At 52.8% G+C, this 15,056-nt stretch carries 10 protein-coding genes; 6 read left to right on the top strand and 4 right to left on the bottom strand.

Annotated elements, in window-relative coordinates; genetic code table 11:
- Positions 1-43: 43 nt before the first annotated feature.
- The gene (locus tag HMPREF2625_RS09215; RefSeq protein WP_070524466.1) at positions 44-1,501 is read right to left on the bottom strand and encodes an LssY C-terminal domain-containing protein; all 1,458 of its coding nucleotides are present in this window, start codon (positions 1,499-1,501) and stop codon (positions 44-46) included.
- Between the two features lie 278 nt (positions 1,502-1,779).
- Complete coding sequence (gene valS / locus HMPREF2625_RS09210; RefSeq protein ID WP_070524097.1) at positions 1,780-4,512, bottom strand: valine--tRNA ligase; 2,733 nt, start codon at positions 4,510-4,512, stop codon at positions 1,780-1,782.
- A 538-nt stretch (positions 4,513-5,050) separates the two neighbouring features.
- Between valS and HMPREF2625_RS09200 the strand changes: the two genes are divergently transcribed.
- The 4 genes from HMPREF2625_RS09200 to HMPREF2625_RS09185 all read left to right on the top strand — a co-directional run bounded on the left by HMPREF2625_RS09200 (position 5,051) and on the right by HMPREF2625_RS09185 (position 9,417).
- Positions 5,051-5,347, top strand: a complete 297-nt coding sequence (locus HMPREF2625_RS09200; protein WP_037230985.1) for a hypothetical protein — start codon at positions 5,051-5,053, stop codon at positions 5,345-5,347.
- Positions 5,348-5,546: 199 nt separating this feature from the next.
- Positions 5,547-6,344: an SDR family oxidoreductase gene (locus HMPREF2625_RS09195; protein ID WP_070524464.1), complete on the top strand. Its 798-nt coding sequence runs from the start codon at positions 5,547-5,549 to the stop codon at positions 6,342-6,344.
- A gap of 349 nt (positions 6,345-6,693) precedes the next feature.
- The gene (locus HMPREF2625_RS09190) at positions 6,694-8,478 is read left to right on the top strand and encodes an LPXTG cell wall anchor domain-containing protein (protein ID WP_070524093.1); all 1,785 of its coding nucleotides are present in this window, start codon (positions 6,694-6,696) and stop codon (positions 8,476-8,478) included.
- A 177-nt stretch (positions 8,479-8,655) separates the two neighbouring features.
- Positions 8,656-9,417: a sirohydrochlorin chelatase gene (locus HMPREF2625_RS09185; protein WP_070524090.1), complete on the top strand. Its 762-nt coding sequence runs from the start codon at positions 8,656-8,658 to the stop codon at positions 9,415-9,417.
- Between the two features lie 137 nt (positions 9,418-9,554).
- Here HMPREF2625_RS09185 and cobA read toward each other — a convergent pair whose 3' ends face one another.
- Positions 9,555-10,448, bottom strand: coding sequence for a uroporphyrinogen-III C-methyltransferase (gene cobA / locus HMPREF2625_RS09180; protein WP_070524088.1), 894 nt, complete (start codon positions 10,446-10,448; stop codon positions 9,555-9,557).
- A gap of 10 nt (positions 10,449-10,458) precedes the next feature.
- Positions 10,459-13,146 carry a nitrite reductase large subunit NirB gene (nirB, locus tag HMPREF2625_RS09175; protein ID WP_070524086.1) on the bottom strand — a complete coding sequence of 896 codons (2,688 nt, stop codon included), beginning with the start codon at positions 13,144-13,146 and terminating at the stop codon, positions 10,459-10,461.
- Positions 13,147-13,661: 515 nt separating this feature from the next.
- Here nirB and nirD point away from each other — a divergent pair.
- Entirely contained in the window at positions 13,662-14,003 is a 342-nt protein-coding gene (gene nirD / locus HMPREF2625_RS09170; protein WP_070524084.1) for a nitrite reductase small subunit NirD, read from the top strand.
- A gap of 135 nt (positions 14,004-14,138) precedes the next feature.
- On the top strand, positions 14,139-14,942 hold the full coding sequence (locus HMPREF2625_RS09165; RefSeq protein WP_141745430.1) for a DUF6318 family protein: 804 nt from the start codon (positions 14,139-14,141) through the stop codon (positions 14,940-14,942).
- Positions 14,943-15,056: the final 114 nt, after the last annotated feature.

Raw genomic sequence — 15,056 nt, 5'->3', positions numbered from 1 at the left:
CTTTCTCTGGAGGAGCGTAACGGCTCAGCTATGCGTATTTGAATTAGCTACTCGTTTGCTTTCGCCGAGAACCCCGATGCCGCAAGCGAATATCGCGCATATGGAATGTGCGTGCAGCTGTATAGCTGACCGCCGCATCCGAGGTGAAACCTAGCATGGCAAAAACACTGACTCCAAGCTGGAAGAAAAGCGCGCTCAATGGCATATGCTGGTGCCCCCAGATAACACCGCCAGCGGTTACTGTAAAACTCACCGCAAGGAGTAAGAGAACCAGACGACGAGCCTTCGACGAACCCCGGAGCGTACTCCAGAGTAGAAATAGGTGTACGAGAGAGAAGACAAGAGTTACCGCAAGAAGCACACCGCTCAGCACCGTCAAAAATGTCTGCCCTTGTTCCCCGGCAAGCAAGGCCGTAATTTCTTCACTCGCTTCGCTTCTGAGTACCGTGCTGCGTAATTCCTGATGATTAACCACAGTCAGAACAGCGTTAGCAAGCTCTAAGAGAGTTGAAATAATCATCATCACAGAGGCTATCAGCAGACCCGCAGGCATCTCATAAGCTAGGTCATGAGCGCTCGCCAAGTTTAGGTCTTTAACCTGGCGCGGGTCTTTCACGCCCCCATTGCTTAACGTGATAATAGGTAGCGCGCCGTCCGTACGAATTGTATCTCCACCACCGTTTCGGGAGTGGTAGCCGGTCGAAAAATCTTCGAGAATATCTACCCGTGTGCTCGGATGCGCATACTGAATAGACTCGACAATATAATCACGCTCAAAATCCGTATCGGCATCGATCCGATGCGTCACCTGCAGGGTGAAAAAGCTAAAGCCGACCCCCGAATCGTAGGTTCCTGCCGCCAGCCAATCGACGCGGTGACCACCGGGAAGCAGCCAGCCATCTGGAGTTCGCCAAAACCGCACATGGTGGCGTTTCCCCGGGTTCCCTTCAACCTCCTGCTGGTATGCAAAAGACTGTACGCGCCCAAAAATCTTGAGAGGAGATACCGGTGCTTCACTATAGGATTTTCGGGTAATTGTCGAAACAATAATCTTCCAGCTGGAACCCAAAGTGACTTCATCCGCGCGAGTCCAGCCAGCATCCTGCATCACCTGGTGAATTTGCTCTTCTGAGCCGATAATACCGATATTGACGGGGTCGCCTAATAATCCATCCGGGGTGCGGGTGCGCCCAATAAAATAGTCGGGAACATAGATGCGCGTCATGATCGCGTGAAATCGGGGGAGCGTCAAATAAGCGGTGACTGCCCAGAACGAAAGTGCAATCGGAATGCCCCACCAAGAATGTCCCACGGTATTAAGCAGGATCAGAACGGTAAGCACCACAGAGGCTATACCCGCCAGCGTGAAAAAAGCCGTATCCCAAATACCAACCCAGAAGGTTCTCGGAATAATATCCTTGTGCTCGCCGCGCGACTCAAAGTCGCCCCGATACACTGGAGGAGATGTTGGAGGCGCGACCGTTACAGGTTTGCTCGCCATAACATGTTCTTCTGCTACACCCTCATTAATAATGTCAGAAGGTTTATGTGACATGGGGATTCCTTCTGCCTGCATAATCTGTGCGTTTGCGCGTTCGGCGCTTATGTGAATTCTACAGGCTACCATGGGGCGGTGCGCAATAGGGCGTCGTTTCGCTGAACCGTTCCCCACCGTATAAAAAATGCTGGAGCGAAGAACCTAATTCTTCGCTCCAGCACGGAGTCTATGCCATGCGGCATATCCAGAAACAACGTGAGAACGTGGCTGTTCTAGAGAGACTACTCGGCAGCTTCTTCTACAACAAGCACTACATCACGAACTTCAAGTTCGCCTTCCGAAGGCACCAGAGAAACCTCGCGAGCGTTGCCTGCCGCCCGCAAATCCTCAAGACCAGACTGGATGCGCTCCAGCTGCTCCTGAGAGGCGGCAATCGTAGCAGACTCAACCTCGGTGCGCTGCTTAACCTTTGCATCGCTCTTCGCCTTACGCAGACCGCCGAGTGCTTCTGCGACATCGGGAAGGACCTGCTTGAGGTTCTCAATCTGGGCGGGATTCACATCAGCAAGTACCCACTGTGCCGAAATACCGGCAGTTGGGTTGTTTGCTGCATACTCCGCCAATAATGCACCTTCAAGAACCGGCAGAGCCTGTGGCCAGGATGCGCGGTGCACGCTGCCTGCACGCCACCACGACCATATCTCTTCGGTCACAAACGGCAGGAAAGGCGCGAAGAGCCGCAGAAGCGCATCCAGGGTGGTGGCGAGAGCCGCCAGCACGGAAGCCTGCTCGGTCTCGCCACGAGCGCCGTAAGCGCGGTCTTTAATGAGTTCCACGAAATCGTCGGTGAAAGACCAGAAGAAACTCTCTGCAATCTGGAGGGCACGAGCGTATTCGTATTTCTCGAAAGCTGCAGTTGCTTCCTCAATGAGGTACGCCAAACGCACAAGCAAGGAGCGATCCAGCGCGTTGGTAAGCACCTGCCCCTGAGACTGCGAGGTAATCACCGATTTCTCGGTAGCACCCAAATTCAGCACGAACTTTGAGGCGTTGAGAAGTTTAATTGCCAGGCGGCGGCCGATCTTCATCTGACCTTCGTCATAGGCGGTATCGGCACCTAATCGGGCCGAGGCCGCCCAGTAGCGTACCGCATCCGAACCGTATTTATCGAGTACATCGTGCGGGACAACAACATTGCCCTTGGACTTCGACATTTTCTTGCGGTCGGGGTCAAGAATCCATCCCGACAGTGCGGTGTTATACCAAGGTACAGAGGATGCAAGGGTCTCGGCGCGCACAGCGGTGGAGAAGAGCCAGGTACGAATAATATCGTGTCCCTGCGGGCGAAGATCCATCGGGAAGGTTTTCGCATGCAGCTCAGGATCTGTAGCCCAGCCGGTTGCAATTTGCGGGGTGAGTGAAGAAGTAGCCCAGGTATCGAGAACATCTGGATCGGCAATAAATCCGCCAGGTACACCACGCTGGTCTTCCGAATATCCGGGGGCAGCCTGCGAGGCCGGATCCACCGGAAGCATATCCTCAGCCGGCAGAATCGGGTTTTCATAATCCGGCTCACCCTCGGCATCAAGCGGGTACCAGAGCGGGAACGGAACGCCGAAGAAACGCTGGCGGGAAATCAGCCAGTCGCCGTTAAGGCCTTCCACCCAGTTTTCGTAGCGGCTGCGCATAAAGGAGGGAACCCAGTTGATTTCGCGTCCGCGCTCAATAAGCTTTTCGCGGCGCTCGGCGTCGCGACCACCGTTGCGAATATACCACTGGCGTGAAGCCACGATCTCAAGGGGCTTATCGCCCTTCTCATAGAACTTGACGGGGTGTTTAATCTTTTTCGGCTCACCCTCCATCTCGCCAGTTTCAACAAGCATTTCGACTACGGTCTTCTGACCGGTAAAGACGGTGGTGCCCGCCATGCGCTCGTAGCGTTCGCGGCCTTCGGCAGAGGTAATCCATTCGGGAGTCTCGCGGGAGAAACGGCCGTCACGCCCGATGAGGGCTCGGGTTGGAAGCTGCAATTCGCGCCACCAGGTAACGTCGGTGGTATCACCGAAGGTACAGATCATGGCGATGCCAGCCCCTTTATCGGGCTGAGCCAGCGGATGCGCCATCACCTCGACCTCAACGCCGAATAGAGGAGAAGTCACTTTCGTTCCGAAGAGCGGCTGATACCGTTCATCATCGGGATGCGCCACCAGCGCCACGCAGGAGGGCAGCAGCTCGGGGCGGGTAGTCTCAATCCAGACTTTTTCGCCATTTTCGCGGTGGAAACTAATACGGTGGTAGGCGCCGTCGCGTTCTTTATCTTCAAGTTCGGCCTGCGCTACAGCGGTTCGGAAGGTAACGTCCCACATGGTCGGTGCCTCCGCCATGTAGGCGTTGCCTGCCTCAAGATCTTTGAGGAATGCAAGCTGCGAGACTTTGCGTGAATGCGCGTCAATGGTGCGGTAGGTGTGGGACCAGTCGACGGAAAGCCCCAGGGCTGTGAAAAGATGCTCGAAAACTTTCTCGTCTTCAACAGCGAGTTCTTCACATAGCTCAATGAAGTTATTGCGTGAAATACGTGGCCACTTTGCTTGGCTGCGGTCGGGTTTGGGCGAGCCATCGGCCTTGAGCGGAATCAGCTGGCGAAAATCTGGGTTATCGGGAACGGAGGGGTCGCACAGCACACCGTAGTAGTTTTGTACGCGACGTTCGGTGGGCAGACCGTTATCATCCCAGCCCAAAGGATAGAAAACATTCTTACCGCTCATACGCTGGTAGCGGGCAATAACGTCGGTTTGAGTATAGGAGAACATATGCCCCACATGGAGCGAGCCGGATGCGGTCGGCGGTGGGGTATCAATCGAATAAACCTGTTCGCGCGTCGTGTTCTCGTCGAAGGCATAGGTTTTCTGCTGTGCCCAGCGTTCGGAGAGTTTCTCTTCGAGGCCTTCAAGCGCGGGACGATCAGGAACGTTAATCTGTGCGGGCGAGTCTGAGCCCTGAGTATTTTCAGCCATAGGGGCTATTTTCTCATACTTTATGGGCTGTGGCGGTGTATCGCATAGCGTAGGTTAGCGCCTTTACGCTAAGTGCGTTTCTAGATGTCCTATATAGCGCGGAAACGTATCATCACGCAGCATATGCCCGTACTTCATACTCTGCCAACGCACGCTCAACTCGTGCAATAAGCTCGCGTTGCGAGGAGAGAAAACGGCGCTGTTCCCGGCGTGGAAGATGCGAAAAATAATGATAGAACTTTGGGTCCCGATAGGTCTGTCCAAAGAGGAAATGTAGATCGGAGCTCCAGGGGCGACGCGTTCTTGCACGGATTTGCTCGGCCCGAGCACGAAGCTGCTCGCGGCGGGTATAGAGAGCATTGCATCGTGCGCTGCGAGAGCGAAATGCTAAAAGATCCATAGGTATATCTGTAGTTTCCGTGCCTTATGTGATGTATTTATCTATTCACCGTGTGTTATCTCTCGAATCCCTATCACAAGATACCGCATAAGAGTAGACTGGTGAGTATCACACAGGAAAACTTTTCAAGGGACTTCCATGTTTGAGATATCAGCTCCTGTTATGACGGTACTTGCTCTTCATCTCGCGATCGTTGCGGTTTGCGTTTGGCATTTAACAACGCGAACCGGATACAACGAAGAGCGTCTGCACATGATACTTCCGCTTGTGCTTTTCTTGCCGGGAGCGGGGATTTTATACCTCATGTCAGCAAAAGCAGGAACCGTTCCTCCCGATACTACGAAGACGGGCAGCAGCTCTCGCCATTTTGAGCATCGTCTGGGTTTCCGTGACGGTAAACGTTCTAAATGGGGTTTTCCCCAGCGGAAACGCTAAAAGTACTGCGTTATGCACCTTTAAAGGTGAGCGTTCATGAGAGTGGGAAGAATCGATAATGCTGTCTGCTATCCCGCAGATGTACGATGCGCGTGTGACTCTGTTAGCGCGCATTGCCTATCTTTCTATACGATAATTTTGTGTATGGCATCATAGATGAATAAGACTTTCACCACCGACGTGGAAAGGTAAGTTCATGATGCTAGACAATACTCGTATTCCTGCCAATCCATTTGCCCCCAACGCTTGTGAGGGTAAAGTTGCCGTCGTAACAGGAGCCTCCAGTGGCATCGGTCGCGCAACCGTTGAACAGCTAACGGCTACCGGATGGACGGTTTATGCGCTTGCTCGCCGTACCGAACGTCTTCGCACGCTTGAAGCAGAGACCGGAGCGCATCCTATAACCTGTGACGTTACTGATGAATCGGCAGTAAACGCAGCTGCAAAGCAGATCATAACGGAGCACTCACAGCTTGATGCGCTGGTTAATATCGCTGGGGGAGCGATTGGTCTCGATCCTGTTGCTGATGGAGGTCCGGAAGACTACCTTGCGATGTACCGCCTGAATGTGCTTGGAATTCTACATACGGTGCGTGCCTTTGCTCCCGCACTGAGGGTTCACGGTCAGGGGAGTATTCTGAACCTGACCTCCACAGCAGCCGAAGGCGGTTATGAAGGAGGTGCAGGGTATAACGCCGCGAAATTCGGTGCTCGGGGACTTACCGAGGCTCTGCGCCTTGAGGAAGCTGATCACAATGTGCGCGTCATTGAGATTCGCCCGGGTATGGTGCATACAGAAGAATTTTCATTGAATCGCTTGGGGTCTGTGGAAGCTGCTGAAAAGGTATATGCCGGGGTACAGAACCCTTTGGTGGCAGAAGACGTTGCTCAGACAGTAGTCTTTGCATTGAATATCCCTCACCATATCAATCTTGATCATGTGACTTTGCGCCCGCTTGCTCAGGCAAGCCAGTTCAAGGTCATCCGGTCCTCGTAGATATTTAAAGAGGTATTTAGGACAAGTACAGACACGGCGTGCAAAACTAAGGTTTCGCACGCGGTATCTGGCGTTCTTATTACTCCTTCAAGAGAAACCTGAGGTTTACTCCCAATATTCGTAATATATGCGCTATTGGTCTGATTTTAACGTGGATTAAGTAATGGTAAAAATAAATATTTGGTAACACTTTTGGGGTGGTGGTACAGTTTCTCATTGCAAGCCCCTCACGAATGCTAGTGTTAGGGCGTCACCGATAAATTGAGATGGGTCAATGAGTAACTGAATCTGGCACTCACATCACAGAAATATGCAGTAGCTCAACTCACATAACTTCAAAGAGGGAAACATGGCTCCAAAGAAGTCAACCCGTGTCTACGCACTCGCCGCCGCGACCGTTATTACAGCAGGAACGTTAAGCTATGTTCCTGCTACTTTTGCATCTGAAGCAGGTAGTTCGACCGGTTCAGATACCTCCGCTACTGAATCGACGCATGAGAATTCCTCATTGCCGCTTCAGACTATCCCTTGGGCAAAATCCAGCGCATCTGCTCAACCGGCAGGTGCTCAGGAAACCGCTTCTGCGGCCTCTACACAGGTGCCTGAACAGGAAAAACCGGTAAAATCCGAATCTCCGACCGCCTCTGAGACTGCTTCAGCCTCAACCCCTGAAGCTAAACCATCTGAAACCTCTGCCGTTCCAGACCAGACCGAGAAAACCTCAAAGGCTACTCCCGGCACAAAGGTTATCGGGGTTGAGAATGAGGGTGATGAAACCTCAGAGGGGCGCCAGAACGCTCCTAAGGTTTCTGTTGATTCCGCCACTATCTACACCGATAACGAATTTAGCCCTTTCACCGTGCGTGTCAGTGGTTTCTACGGTCCGCGCGTTGGTAGCTCTATAGAGGTTCGCATTCAGGAAGTAAATGCTCAAGGCCGCCCTGTAGGCTCCCCTCTTGCAACCGGTCGTGTCTCTGCCCAAGAACTCATTGATGGTACTGCTACCGCCACTGTGAACGTCAGCTCAAGCAGACTGAAAGGCAATAAGAGCTATGCAATTGTTGCTGTCAGTAACCCCGGCGGTAAAGATCACCTTGTAGCAGGTACCATCGTTGAACTCAAGCAGCGCCGCGTTGCTCATACTGTAGCGAGTGAGGCTCCGGCTCCTCAGGAATCTAGTAACAAAAAAGCCCCGACTGCCGCACCGGCGCAGCCCGAGAATACCCAGGCGCCTAAACCTACAGAGACAGTAACTCCCAAACCCCAAGAGTCGTCCGCGGCTCCCGCACCGAGCGTATCCGCTGATACAGGGAAGAGCGAGGCTTCCAGCGCGTCTGAATCAGCTAGTGCAACCCCCTCCAGTGCATCTGCTGAAGCTTCAGAGACCGCATCTGCTAACCCCTCCGCAACTTCTTCAGCTCCCGCCCCTGCATCGCCTGCAGAAGAAACCACGATGGATGTAGCGAATAAGGCTTCTCTGCGTGTCGATAGCGCACATTTCTCTGGTGATGCAGCAACTAACGTCGTTGTAGTCCGGGGCGCTGGTTTTAGCGGCGAACACGTCTCAGAAGGCGTTGAAGTTACTATCTTCGAATTGGATAGCGAAGGTAAAGCACAAGGCGAAGCCATCAAGAGCGTCTTTGTGAAACCCTCAGAAATTGTTGATGGTTCGTTCACTGCACAGCTGGAAGTCGAAGCTGCAAAGCTGCGTCCAGGGTACTCATACGGTATCGTCGCGATTAGCAATCCCAAGGGTGAAGAACACGTACAGGCATACACAGTAGCGATGGTTTCTGATGACTCGCACCCGGCACCCGGTGGCGAGGATAACAATGCCAACGTCGCCGCAACCCGTCCCGGCGCTAAGAAGGCTGGACACAACAACGGCGGACAAGGCGGTGCAGCTGCTCTGAACGGATCTGCAGAAGGCGATGCAGTACAAGCTGAACCGGACGCCAATACTGGTAATGCGCACAGTAACTCGAGCTCTGCAGCTACGACCTCAGCCAATAAGCGTAACCTGGCTCGTACCGGTGCTGACGGCGTTGTACTCTTCACGACTCTTGGCGGCTCAACGCTGGCGGCAGGTACCGCTCTCGTTGCGGCTCGTCGTCGTAAAAAAGACAACGCATAAGAGCCTCTGCGGTAGTCCGCAGGTTATCACATAGGGAAGCACACGAATTCCGTGTGTTGTGAATAGGTACAAGGATGGGTATCCGCATCGTACGGGTACCCATTCTTTATGCCCTTCTATAAGGTGGTAATTACCTTTATAGGTGAGTCGGGTTCTTCAGACGCGTACACTTGAGCTATGTCTGTTCTCAATATTCTTGCGACCTCTCACGGTACTGACTCTTCAGAAGGGCGCCAAGCGATTGCCCTCGTGCGCGCTGAGCTTCAAAAGCTACTTCATGAACGAAGCACATCTGATGGGCGAGAATATAAAGTTCACGAAGCTTATGTAGACGTGCAGACACCGAGTGTAGATGAAGCCGCTCAAGCCTTACCGGATGGCGAGCCTTGTGCTATTGTGCCGGTTCTACTGTCCACAGGATTTCACACCCAGGTTGATCTAAGGCGTGCTGCACGTACCAGCGGAGTTAAAGATATTCATATTGCTGCCTCTCTGGGGCCGGATGCGCGGCTTGCCCATCTTCAGCGAACTCGGCTTGAGGAAGTTGGATGGCATGAAAAAATAGCTACCGGTTCTGCCGCACCACCGATTGTTCAAGGGGCTGCGGGCTCATCCCGCCAAGATGGGCGAGCAGATATGCAGCGTGCCGCCGATTTGCTCGCAGAAGTTCTTCACACACCTACCAGAAACGCTTTTATCGCAGCAATTGAGCCGACAATAATTGATATAGCTCGTCAAGAGCAACCAAGGTTCGCGTCCCCGTACCTGCTTGCAGATGGATTTTTTGCCAAAAAGATGAGACGTGATATCGAGGCGGTTAGCGCTTCAACTATAGTGGCTGCACCGTTGGTATCCTCTCACGATATTGCCTCCGCACGTATTATTGCTCAGTGCGCTCTATCTCGTCTTGACGAGGCGTTGGTCGCCGCTACCGAATAATACTCAAATACGGTAAAGCATATAAAATGGCTTCCGCCTTCGACAACTAGGAAAACGAAGACGGAAGCCACGTTGTATGCGCCAGAATTAGCGGATAATCAATCCGCTATGGAGCAAGTTTCTGAGCGGCAGAGAACTCAAGACGTGGATTGCTCACGCAGCCGTTCATGTACATGACTGATGAACTGATGCCGATCGTCGCGTGCATAATAGACGACCTCACCAATGACTGTAATAGCAGGTGATTTAACGTCTCGGCAGTCTTGAAGAGCTTGCTGCAAGGTCGTGACGATAACGCGCTCTTGGTCCGTGAACCCCTTCTCAATAGTGGCCAACGGCATATCGCTTTCAACACCGCGCAACATTATCTGCTCGATAGTATCCGGCAGAGTACGCACGCCCATCAAAAGCACCACGGTACCATGAGCGCGCAGCGTTGAAACAACAGCTTGTATATCGGTTTCATCAAGCCCCGAATGGCCCGAAACTACAGTAAAGATCGACGATACTTTACGCAGAGTCACGGGGATAGAAGCTTGGGCGGGCACCGCAATAGCGCTAGTAATGCCCGGAATAACCTCAGCATCCAGTCCGGCTGCAAAACAAGCATCTAGCTCCTCAGCACCGCGACCGTATACATATGGATCGCCGCCTTTGAGCCGCACCACGGTTTTGCCTGCGAGTGCATAGTCAATCATGAGTTGCTGGATGCGTGACTGCGGCACCGCATGCTTACCGGGTACTTTGCCTACGTCAATGATCAGGGCGTTTGGAGCGTATTCGGCAAGCTCTTGTGGAGCTAAATGATCTAGCAGCACGACATCGGCTTCACCGAGCGCTCGAACGGCACGTAGAGTCAGCAAATCGAGAGCACCGGGACCGCCCCCGGCGATGTACACCTTACCGGGTACATCTACCCGGGAGCTTGGAACTAAGGGCGCGTCTTGAGCAACACCCGCCGGAATATTGGCTAGAACCTCATCTATCGTCGCAAATTCACGCGGTGGAAACGGCGGAATTTTAGGTGACATGGGCGGGTCCTTATGCGTTCGCTGGAACAGGATTATGCGCGCTGGGTGGGCCGACTGGGATTTTCGCTCCCGTCACCAGCACGGTATTGCCTTCACCCTTCTCTGCGGCAGCAATTTCCTCGGGCGTTGCTGGGCGAATCTGCTCACGTTCAAGAACAAACAGGTGCGCTGCTTCATCGCTGCCATCGGGCTCGTTGATGAAGGCGCGGAAGCGGCGCAGACGGCGTTCGTCTTTGAGGGTGGCAGCCCATTCGTCCTGGTAAGAATCCACGTGGCGCTGCATATCTCGTTCCAGGTCCTCGCAGACTCCCAAAGAATCTTCGATGAGTACGGATTGCAGATGAGCCAAACCATCACCGTGCTCTTCGTCAAGGTCTTCAAGCCATCGGGCAGTGCGTTGTAGCTTATCCGCTGTGCGGATGTAGTACATGAGGTAGCGGTCGATGTAACGAACAACTTCTTCGCTGGAGGCATCCTTGACGAACAAGCGCCCATGCGCGGGGTTCGCGCCGCCGTTACCACCAAGGTATAGGTTCCAGCCGTTGGTGGTGGCGATCAGGCCCACGTCTTTGCCCTGTGCTTCAGCACATTCACGGTTACAGCCGGAGACACCAAACTTGAACTTGTGGGGTGAACGCAGACCACGGTAGCGATTCTCCAGCTCGACGGCCATACCCACCGAGTCTTGAACACCGTAGCGGCACCAGGTTGAGCCGAGGCAGGATTTAACGTTACGCAGCGACTTGCCGTATGCCTGACCGGACTCGAATCCGGCATCGACAAGGCGTTCCCAAATGTAGGGCAGCTGCTCCAGTCGGGCGCCAAACATACCGATACGTTGCGCACCGGTGATCTTGACGTAGAGGTTGAACTCATCCGCAACGGCAGCGATGACGGCTAGTTTCTTAGCGGGAATTTCGCCTGCGGGAATGCGCGGCACAACCGAATAGGTACCATTCTTCTGCATGTTTGCCAGAGCACGATCGTTGGTTTCCTGTAGGCCGCCGCGACCGGCATCGAGCACGTAGGAGTTGCGGAAAGATGAAAGAATGGATGCGACCGTTGGTTTGCAGATAGCACAGCCGTCGCCGCCGTGCCCAAAGCGTGCAATGACCGAATCGAAGTCGTCGAGGTTGGTCAGGCGTACCGCTTCCGCAAGCTCTGCGCGGGAGAAGTCGAAGTGCTCGCACAGCGCCTTGGAGACGGTCATACCCATCTTCTTCATCTGCTGTTCGAGGGTTTTCTGTAGCATGGGCACACAGGAGCCGCACTGGGTGCCAGCCGTGGTGCATGCCTTTAGAGCGGGTACGTCGTGGTTGCCGTCAACCACTGCCTGACGGACTTCGCCGAAGCTAATGTTGTTGCACGAGCAGAGAATGGCATCGTCGGGCAGCTCCGTATCGGGAATACCGTCGCCGCCACCTGCCGCCGTGAGATACACATTGGGCTCTGCCGGGAGTTCTCGTCCCAGCAGCGGCTTGAGGGAATCGAAAGGAGCGGTGTCTCCCACGAAAACGCCGCCGAGGAGAGTCTTGGCGTCGCCGCTGGTCACGATCTTCTGGTACATGCCGCGCGCGGGGTCTGCGAAGAGAATTTCGAGGCAGCCTTCCGTGGCGCCGCGGCGGTCACCGAAGCCTGCAACCTGTACGCCTGAGAATTTGAGTTTCGTGGCGATATCGAATTCTTCGACCTGAGCATCTTCGTTGCCGTTGAGCAGATTCTTGGCGACCGCATCCGCCATCGCGTTGGCGGGGGCAACCAGACCCCAAGTTCGTCCAAGTACGCAGGCTACTTCGCCGATAGCCCAGATATGCTCGTCGCTTGTGTGGCATGCATTATTGACGAGAATACCACCGCGTTCGCCAGTCTCTAGTCCAGCGGCGCGTGCCAGCTCATCGTTGGGGCGAATACCTGCAGCGAAGACCACGAGGTCTGCATCAATCTGGTGAATAACGGCTTCGTCCGAGGTGGAATCTGCTACGGAGACCGAAATAACCTCGCCTGAGGCATCTTTGTTGATAGCGGATATGAACGCACCGGTTTCGATGTCGATCCCGGTTGCTTTGATCTGGGCGTTAACCGCGTAACCGCCGCCCTGATCGACCTCCACGGAGAGAAGCCATGGGGCAACATCGAGGATGGTGGGTTCGGCACCAAGGTCTTTGAGACCTTCTGCGGCTTCCAGTCCGAGAAGGCCTCCGCCGACAACAATACCGCGCGGTGCGCGCCCAAGTTTAGTCTGCAACCGTTCAACTTCGGAGACCATGTTTTTAACATCGTCTGCGGTGCGGAATACATGGGCGCAATCTGCGTTAGGAATCGGAATGCGCACCGCACTTGAACCGGTAGCGAATACAAGCACATCGTAGGGGTAGTCTACGCCGTCTGAACCTTTAACAACGCGCGAGTCACGGTTGAGTGATTCGCCACGGGTATTGTTAACCAGGTTGATCGTGGACTCGTCCCAGAGCGTTGGGTCGCCAAGGGTAAGGTCTTTGTCGGTATCTTTAAAAAGCTGTTCGATAGCAACGCGGTCGTACGGAATATACGGTTCATCATTGAGAACGGTAATGGTGTCAGAGGCGCGTCCAGCGTCTTGGGCACCTTCATGATAAGCGCGTACAAAACGCCATGCTGCGGGTCCTGCACCGACGACCAGAATATTACGGGCGGTGTTCCCAGGGCCGTTCTGAGACATATTTGTCCTTCCTAGTTGTGTGTATACCGACTTCAGCAAAGAATGACCTGCCTCTAGAAACCGGCAATGCAGGAAAGCCGGGAACAAACCTTGAGCCAGAACAACAAGAGTGTGGGATTATGTTGTTTTATACGCAGATTCTTGCTTGTAAAAAGTCGCTGTGTTTATCTTACACAGAGGCTATACGACGAAAGTGCCAAAATCGGTATTTTTGAGAAAAATTTTAAGGAAATTCCTTGAAATATCTAGGGATTAATGGGTGTTTTTGACCCTAAGGATTGTTGTTTTAGGTAAGCCTAAACTCCCTAAAGCGCTGTGTTTTTAAGGGTTTTTCAGACCTTTAGTAGCTTAGGTATGTCATATTTTTATCTGTGGTTTTTATAGGGTAGACTCCAAGCAGAACACACAAGAAATACTTGTGCTTTCGTATGCCGCCTTCTGTCTATGCTGATTTGATATGTAGCTCTTGACTGTGACCGGTTGCATAGATAGCACCTGTCGAAAGGTAGAGCCGTATGACTGAAAATGCCGCCGTAGCATCTTCCTGGGTTCGCATCTGTCCCGAAAGCGAACTCGAAGAAAATTGGGGCGAAGTTGCCCTCGTTGACGGACAGCAGTATGCAATTTTTAAGACTAAGTATGGGTACTATGCATGCGATCATCGTGACCCTAATAGTCAGTCTCTTGTGATTGCTCGCGGCATTGTTGGAGAGAAAGACGGGCACTCAACTATCGCCTCGCCTCTTTATAAAGAGGTATACGATCTCACTACGGGTGAGTGTGTCTCAGGCGCTGACTATACGATCGGTGTGTACCCTCTAGAAGTGCGAGACGGCGATATTTACCTACAGGTCTAATTCTTAGAATTTTGTTCTGTAACTTTTAGGCTACTCTCAGGTTGTGGGTACGAAAGTTCAGGGTCTTTTCAGACGCGGTTGTTACGGTGCAGAGTAATCACTCAAAAACATACGCATACTGAAAAGAGAAAACCAATGAATTCGCCATACACCACTTTCACCTCTACTCCTTCACGTCGCGCTACTCTTATTGGTTTTGGGGCTTTTGGGATTGCAGCCCTCGCCGGATGCGCCCCCTCCGTCAAGAGTGTTCAAAACTCGCCGAGCAACAGCTCATCCTCTTCAAGCTCTAGCGCTTCGTCAACAAGTTCACCTAGCGACTCGACCTCACCGGAAGAGTACGCAAAGTTCGTTGCTGACTGGAATAAATATGTGGGAGACATAAAACTTCCGACTAAAGATAAAGGCGGTTATACTCCCGCAACCAACACCGAGCCTGCAAAGAACGTTCCCGAACCTGATATTGACGAGAATGCCATACGCCAGAAGACCCTGGAAGGCTCATATAAGGCTCTTGCCGCTTATGAGGCATCATTCCTTTATGCGGTTCTTACCGGAAATTCTGAATATGCGAAGAAACTTAGCCATGAAGATGATCCGAATCTTCGACCACAATTTGACTTGTATCGCGATATTTATAACGGCGGTGGCTGGATGGAAGGGTACGACCTCAAGTGCTGGATTCGTGATAAAAGGCCTACGGTAGTGTTCGAATCCGATATCGTGGCTGTTGCTTGGAATTATGGTGAAAAATTTGAAGCCTATAAAGCCCACCTTAGTAAGGAAGAAGTGGCAGACCAGCCAGCGGATACAGCAGATAATATCTACATGGTGACTATCTACGATGGTGGGTCGTGGACGTACGTCACCAATACCTATCTGAAGCAAAAATATCCTCAGCTTGTTGAAAGCGGCAACAGCTCTTCCTCCGCTACCTAGCTACATTACTCTTACGGTTTTATCCACAGAACTTTCTAAAGTAATTTTCAAAAATTTTTCTGGCTCCCCAAATACTTTCGGGGAGCCAGAAGATAATAATTATGTAAAAATCCT

The sequence above is a fragment of the Rothia sp. HMSC064D08 genome, from assembly GCF_001809525.1.
Taxonomy (GTDB): domain Bacteria; phylum Actinomycetota; class Actinomycetes; order Actinomycetales; family Micrococcaceae; genus Rothia; species Rothia dentocariosa.
The sequence above is the reverse complement of the archived record's forward strand: the minus strand, read 5'-3'. Positions and strand labels throughout refer to the sequence as shown.

What these genes read in the sequence shown, in the direction of transcription:
- HMPREF2625_RS09185 (WP_070524090.1), top strand. Translation starts at nt 8,656, where the DNA reads ATGTCTGTTCTCAATATTCTTGCGACCTCTCACGGTACTGACTCTTCA.
- HMPREF2625_RS09195 (WP_070524464.1), top strand. Translation starts at nt 5,547, where the DNA reads ATGCTAGACAATACTCGTATTCCTGCCAATCCATTTGCCCCCAACGCT.
- HMPREF2625_RS09165 (WP_141745430.1), top strand. Translation starts at nt 14,139, where the DNA reads ATGAATTCGCCATACACCACTTTCACCTCTACTCCTTCACGTCGCGCT.
- nirD (WP_070524084.1), top strand. Translation starts at nt 13,662, where the DNA reads ATGACTGAAAATGCCGCCGTAGCATCTTCCTGGGTTCGCATCTGTCCC.
- HMPREF2625_RS09200 (WP_037230985.1), top strand. Translation starts at nt 5,051, where the DNA reads ATGTTTGAGATATCAGCTCCTGTTATGACGGTACTTGCTCTTCATCTC.
- valS (WP_070524097.1), bottom strand. Translation starts at nt 4,512, where the DNA reads ATGGCTGAAAATACTCAGGGCTCAGACTCGCCCGCACAGATTAACGTT.
- cobA (WP_070524088.1), bottom strand. Translation starts at nt 10,448, where the DNA reads ATGTCACCTAAAATTCCGCCGTTTCCACCGCGTGAATTTGCGACGATA.
- HMPREF2625_RS09190 (WP_070524093.1), top strand. Translation starts at nt 6,694, where the DNA reads ATGGCTCCAAAGAAGTCAACCCGTGTCTACGCACTCGCCGCCGCGACC.
- nirB (WP_070524086.1), bottom strand. Translation starts at nt 13,146, where the DNA reads ATGTCTCAGAACGGCCCTGGGAACACCGCCCGTAATATTCTGGTCGTC.
- HMPREF2625_RS09215 (WP_070524466.1), bottom strand. Translation starts at nt 1,501, where the DNA reads ATGGCGAGCAAACCTGTAACGGTCGCGCCTCCAACATCTCCTCCAGTG.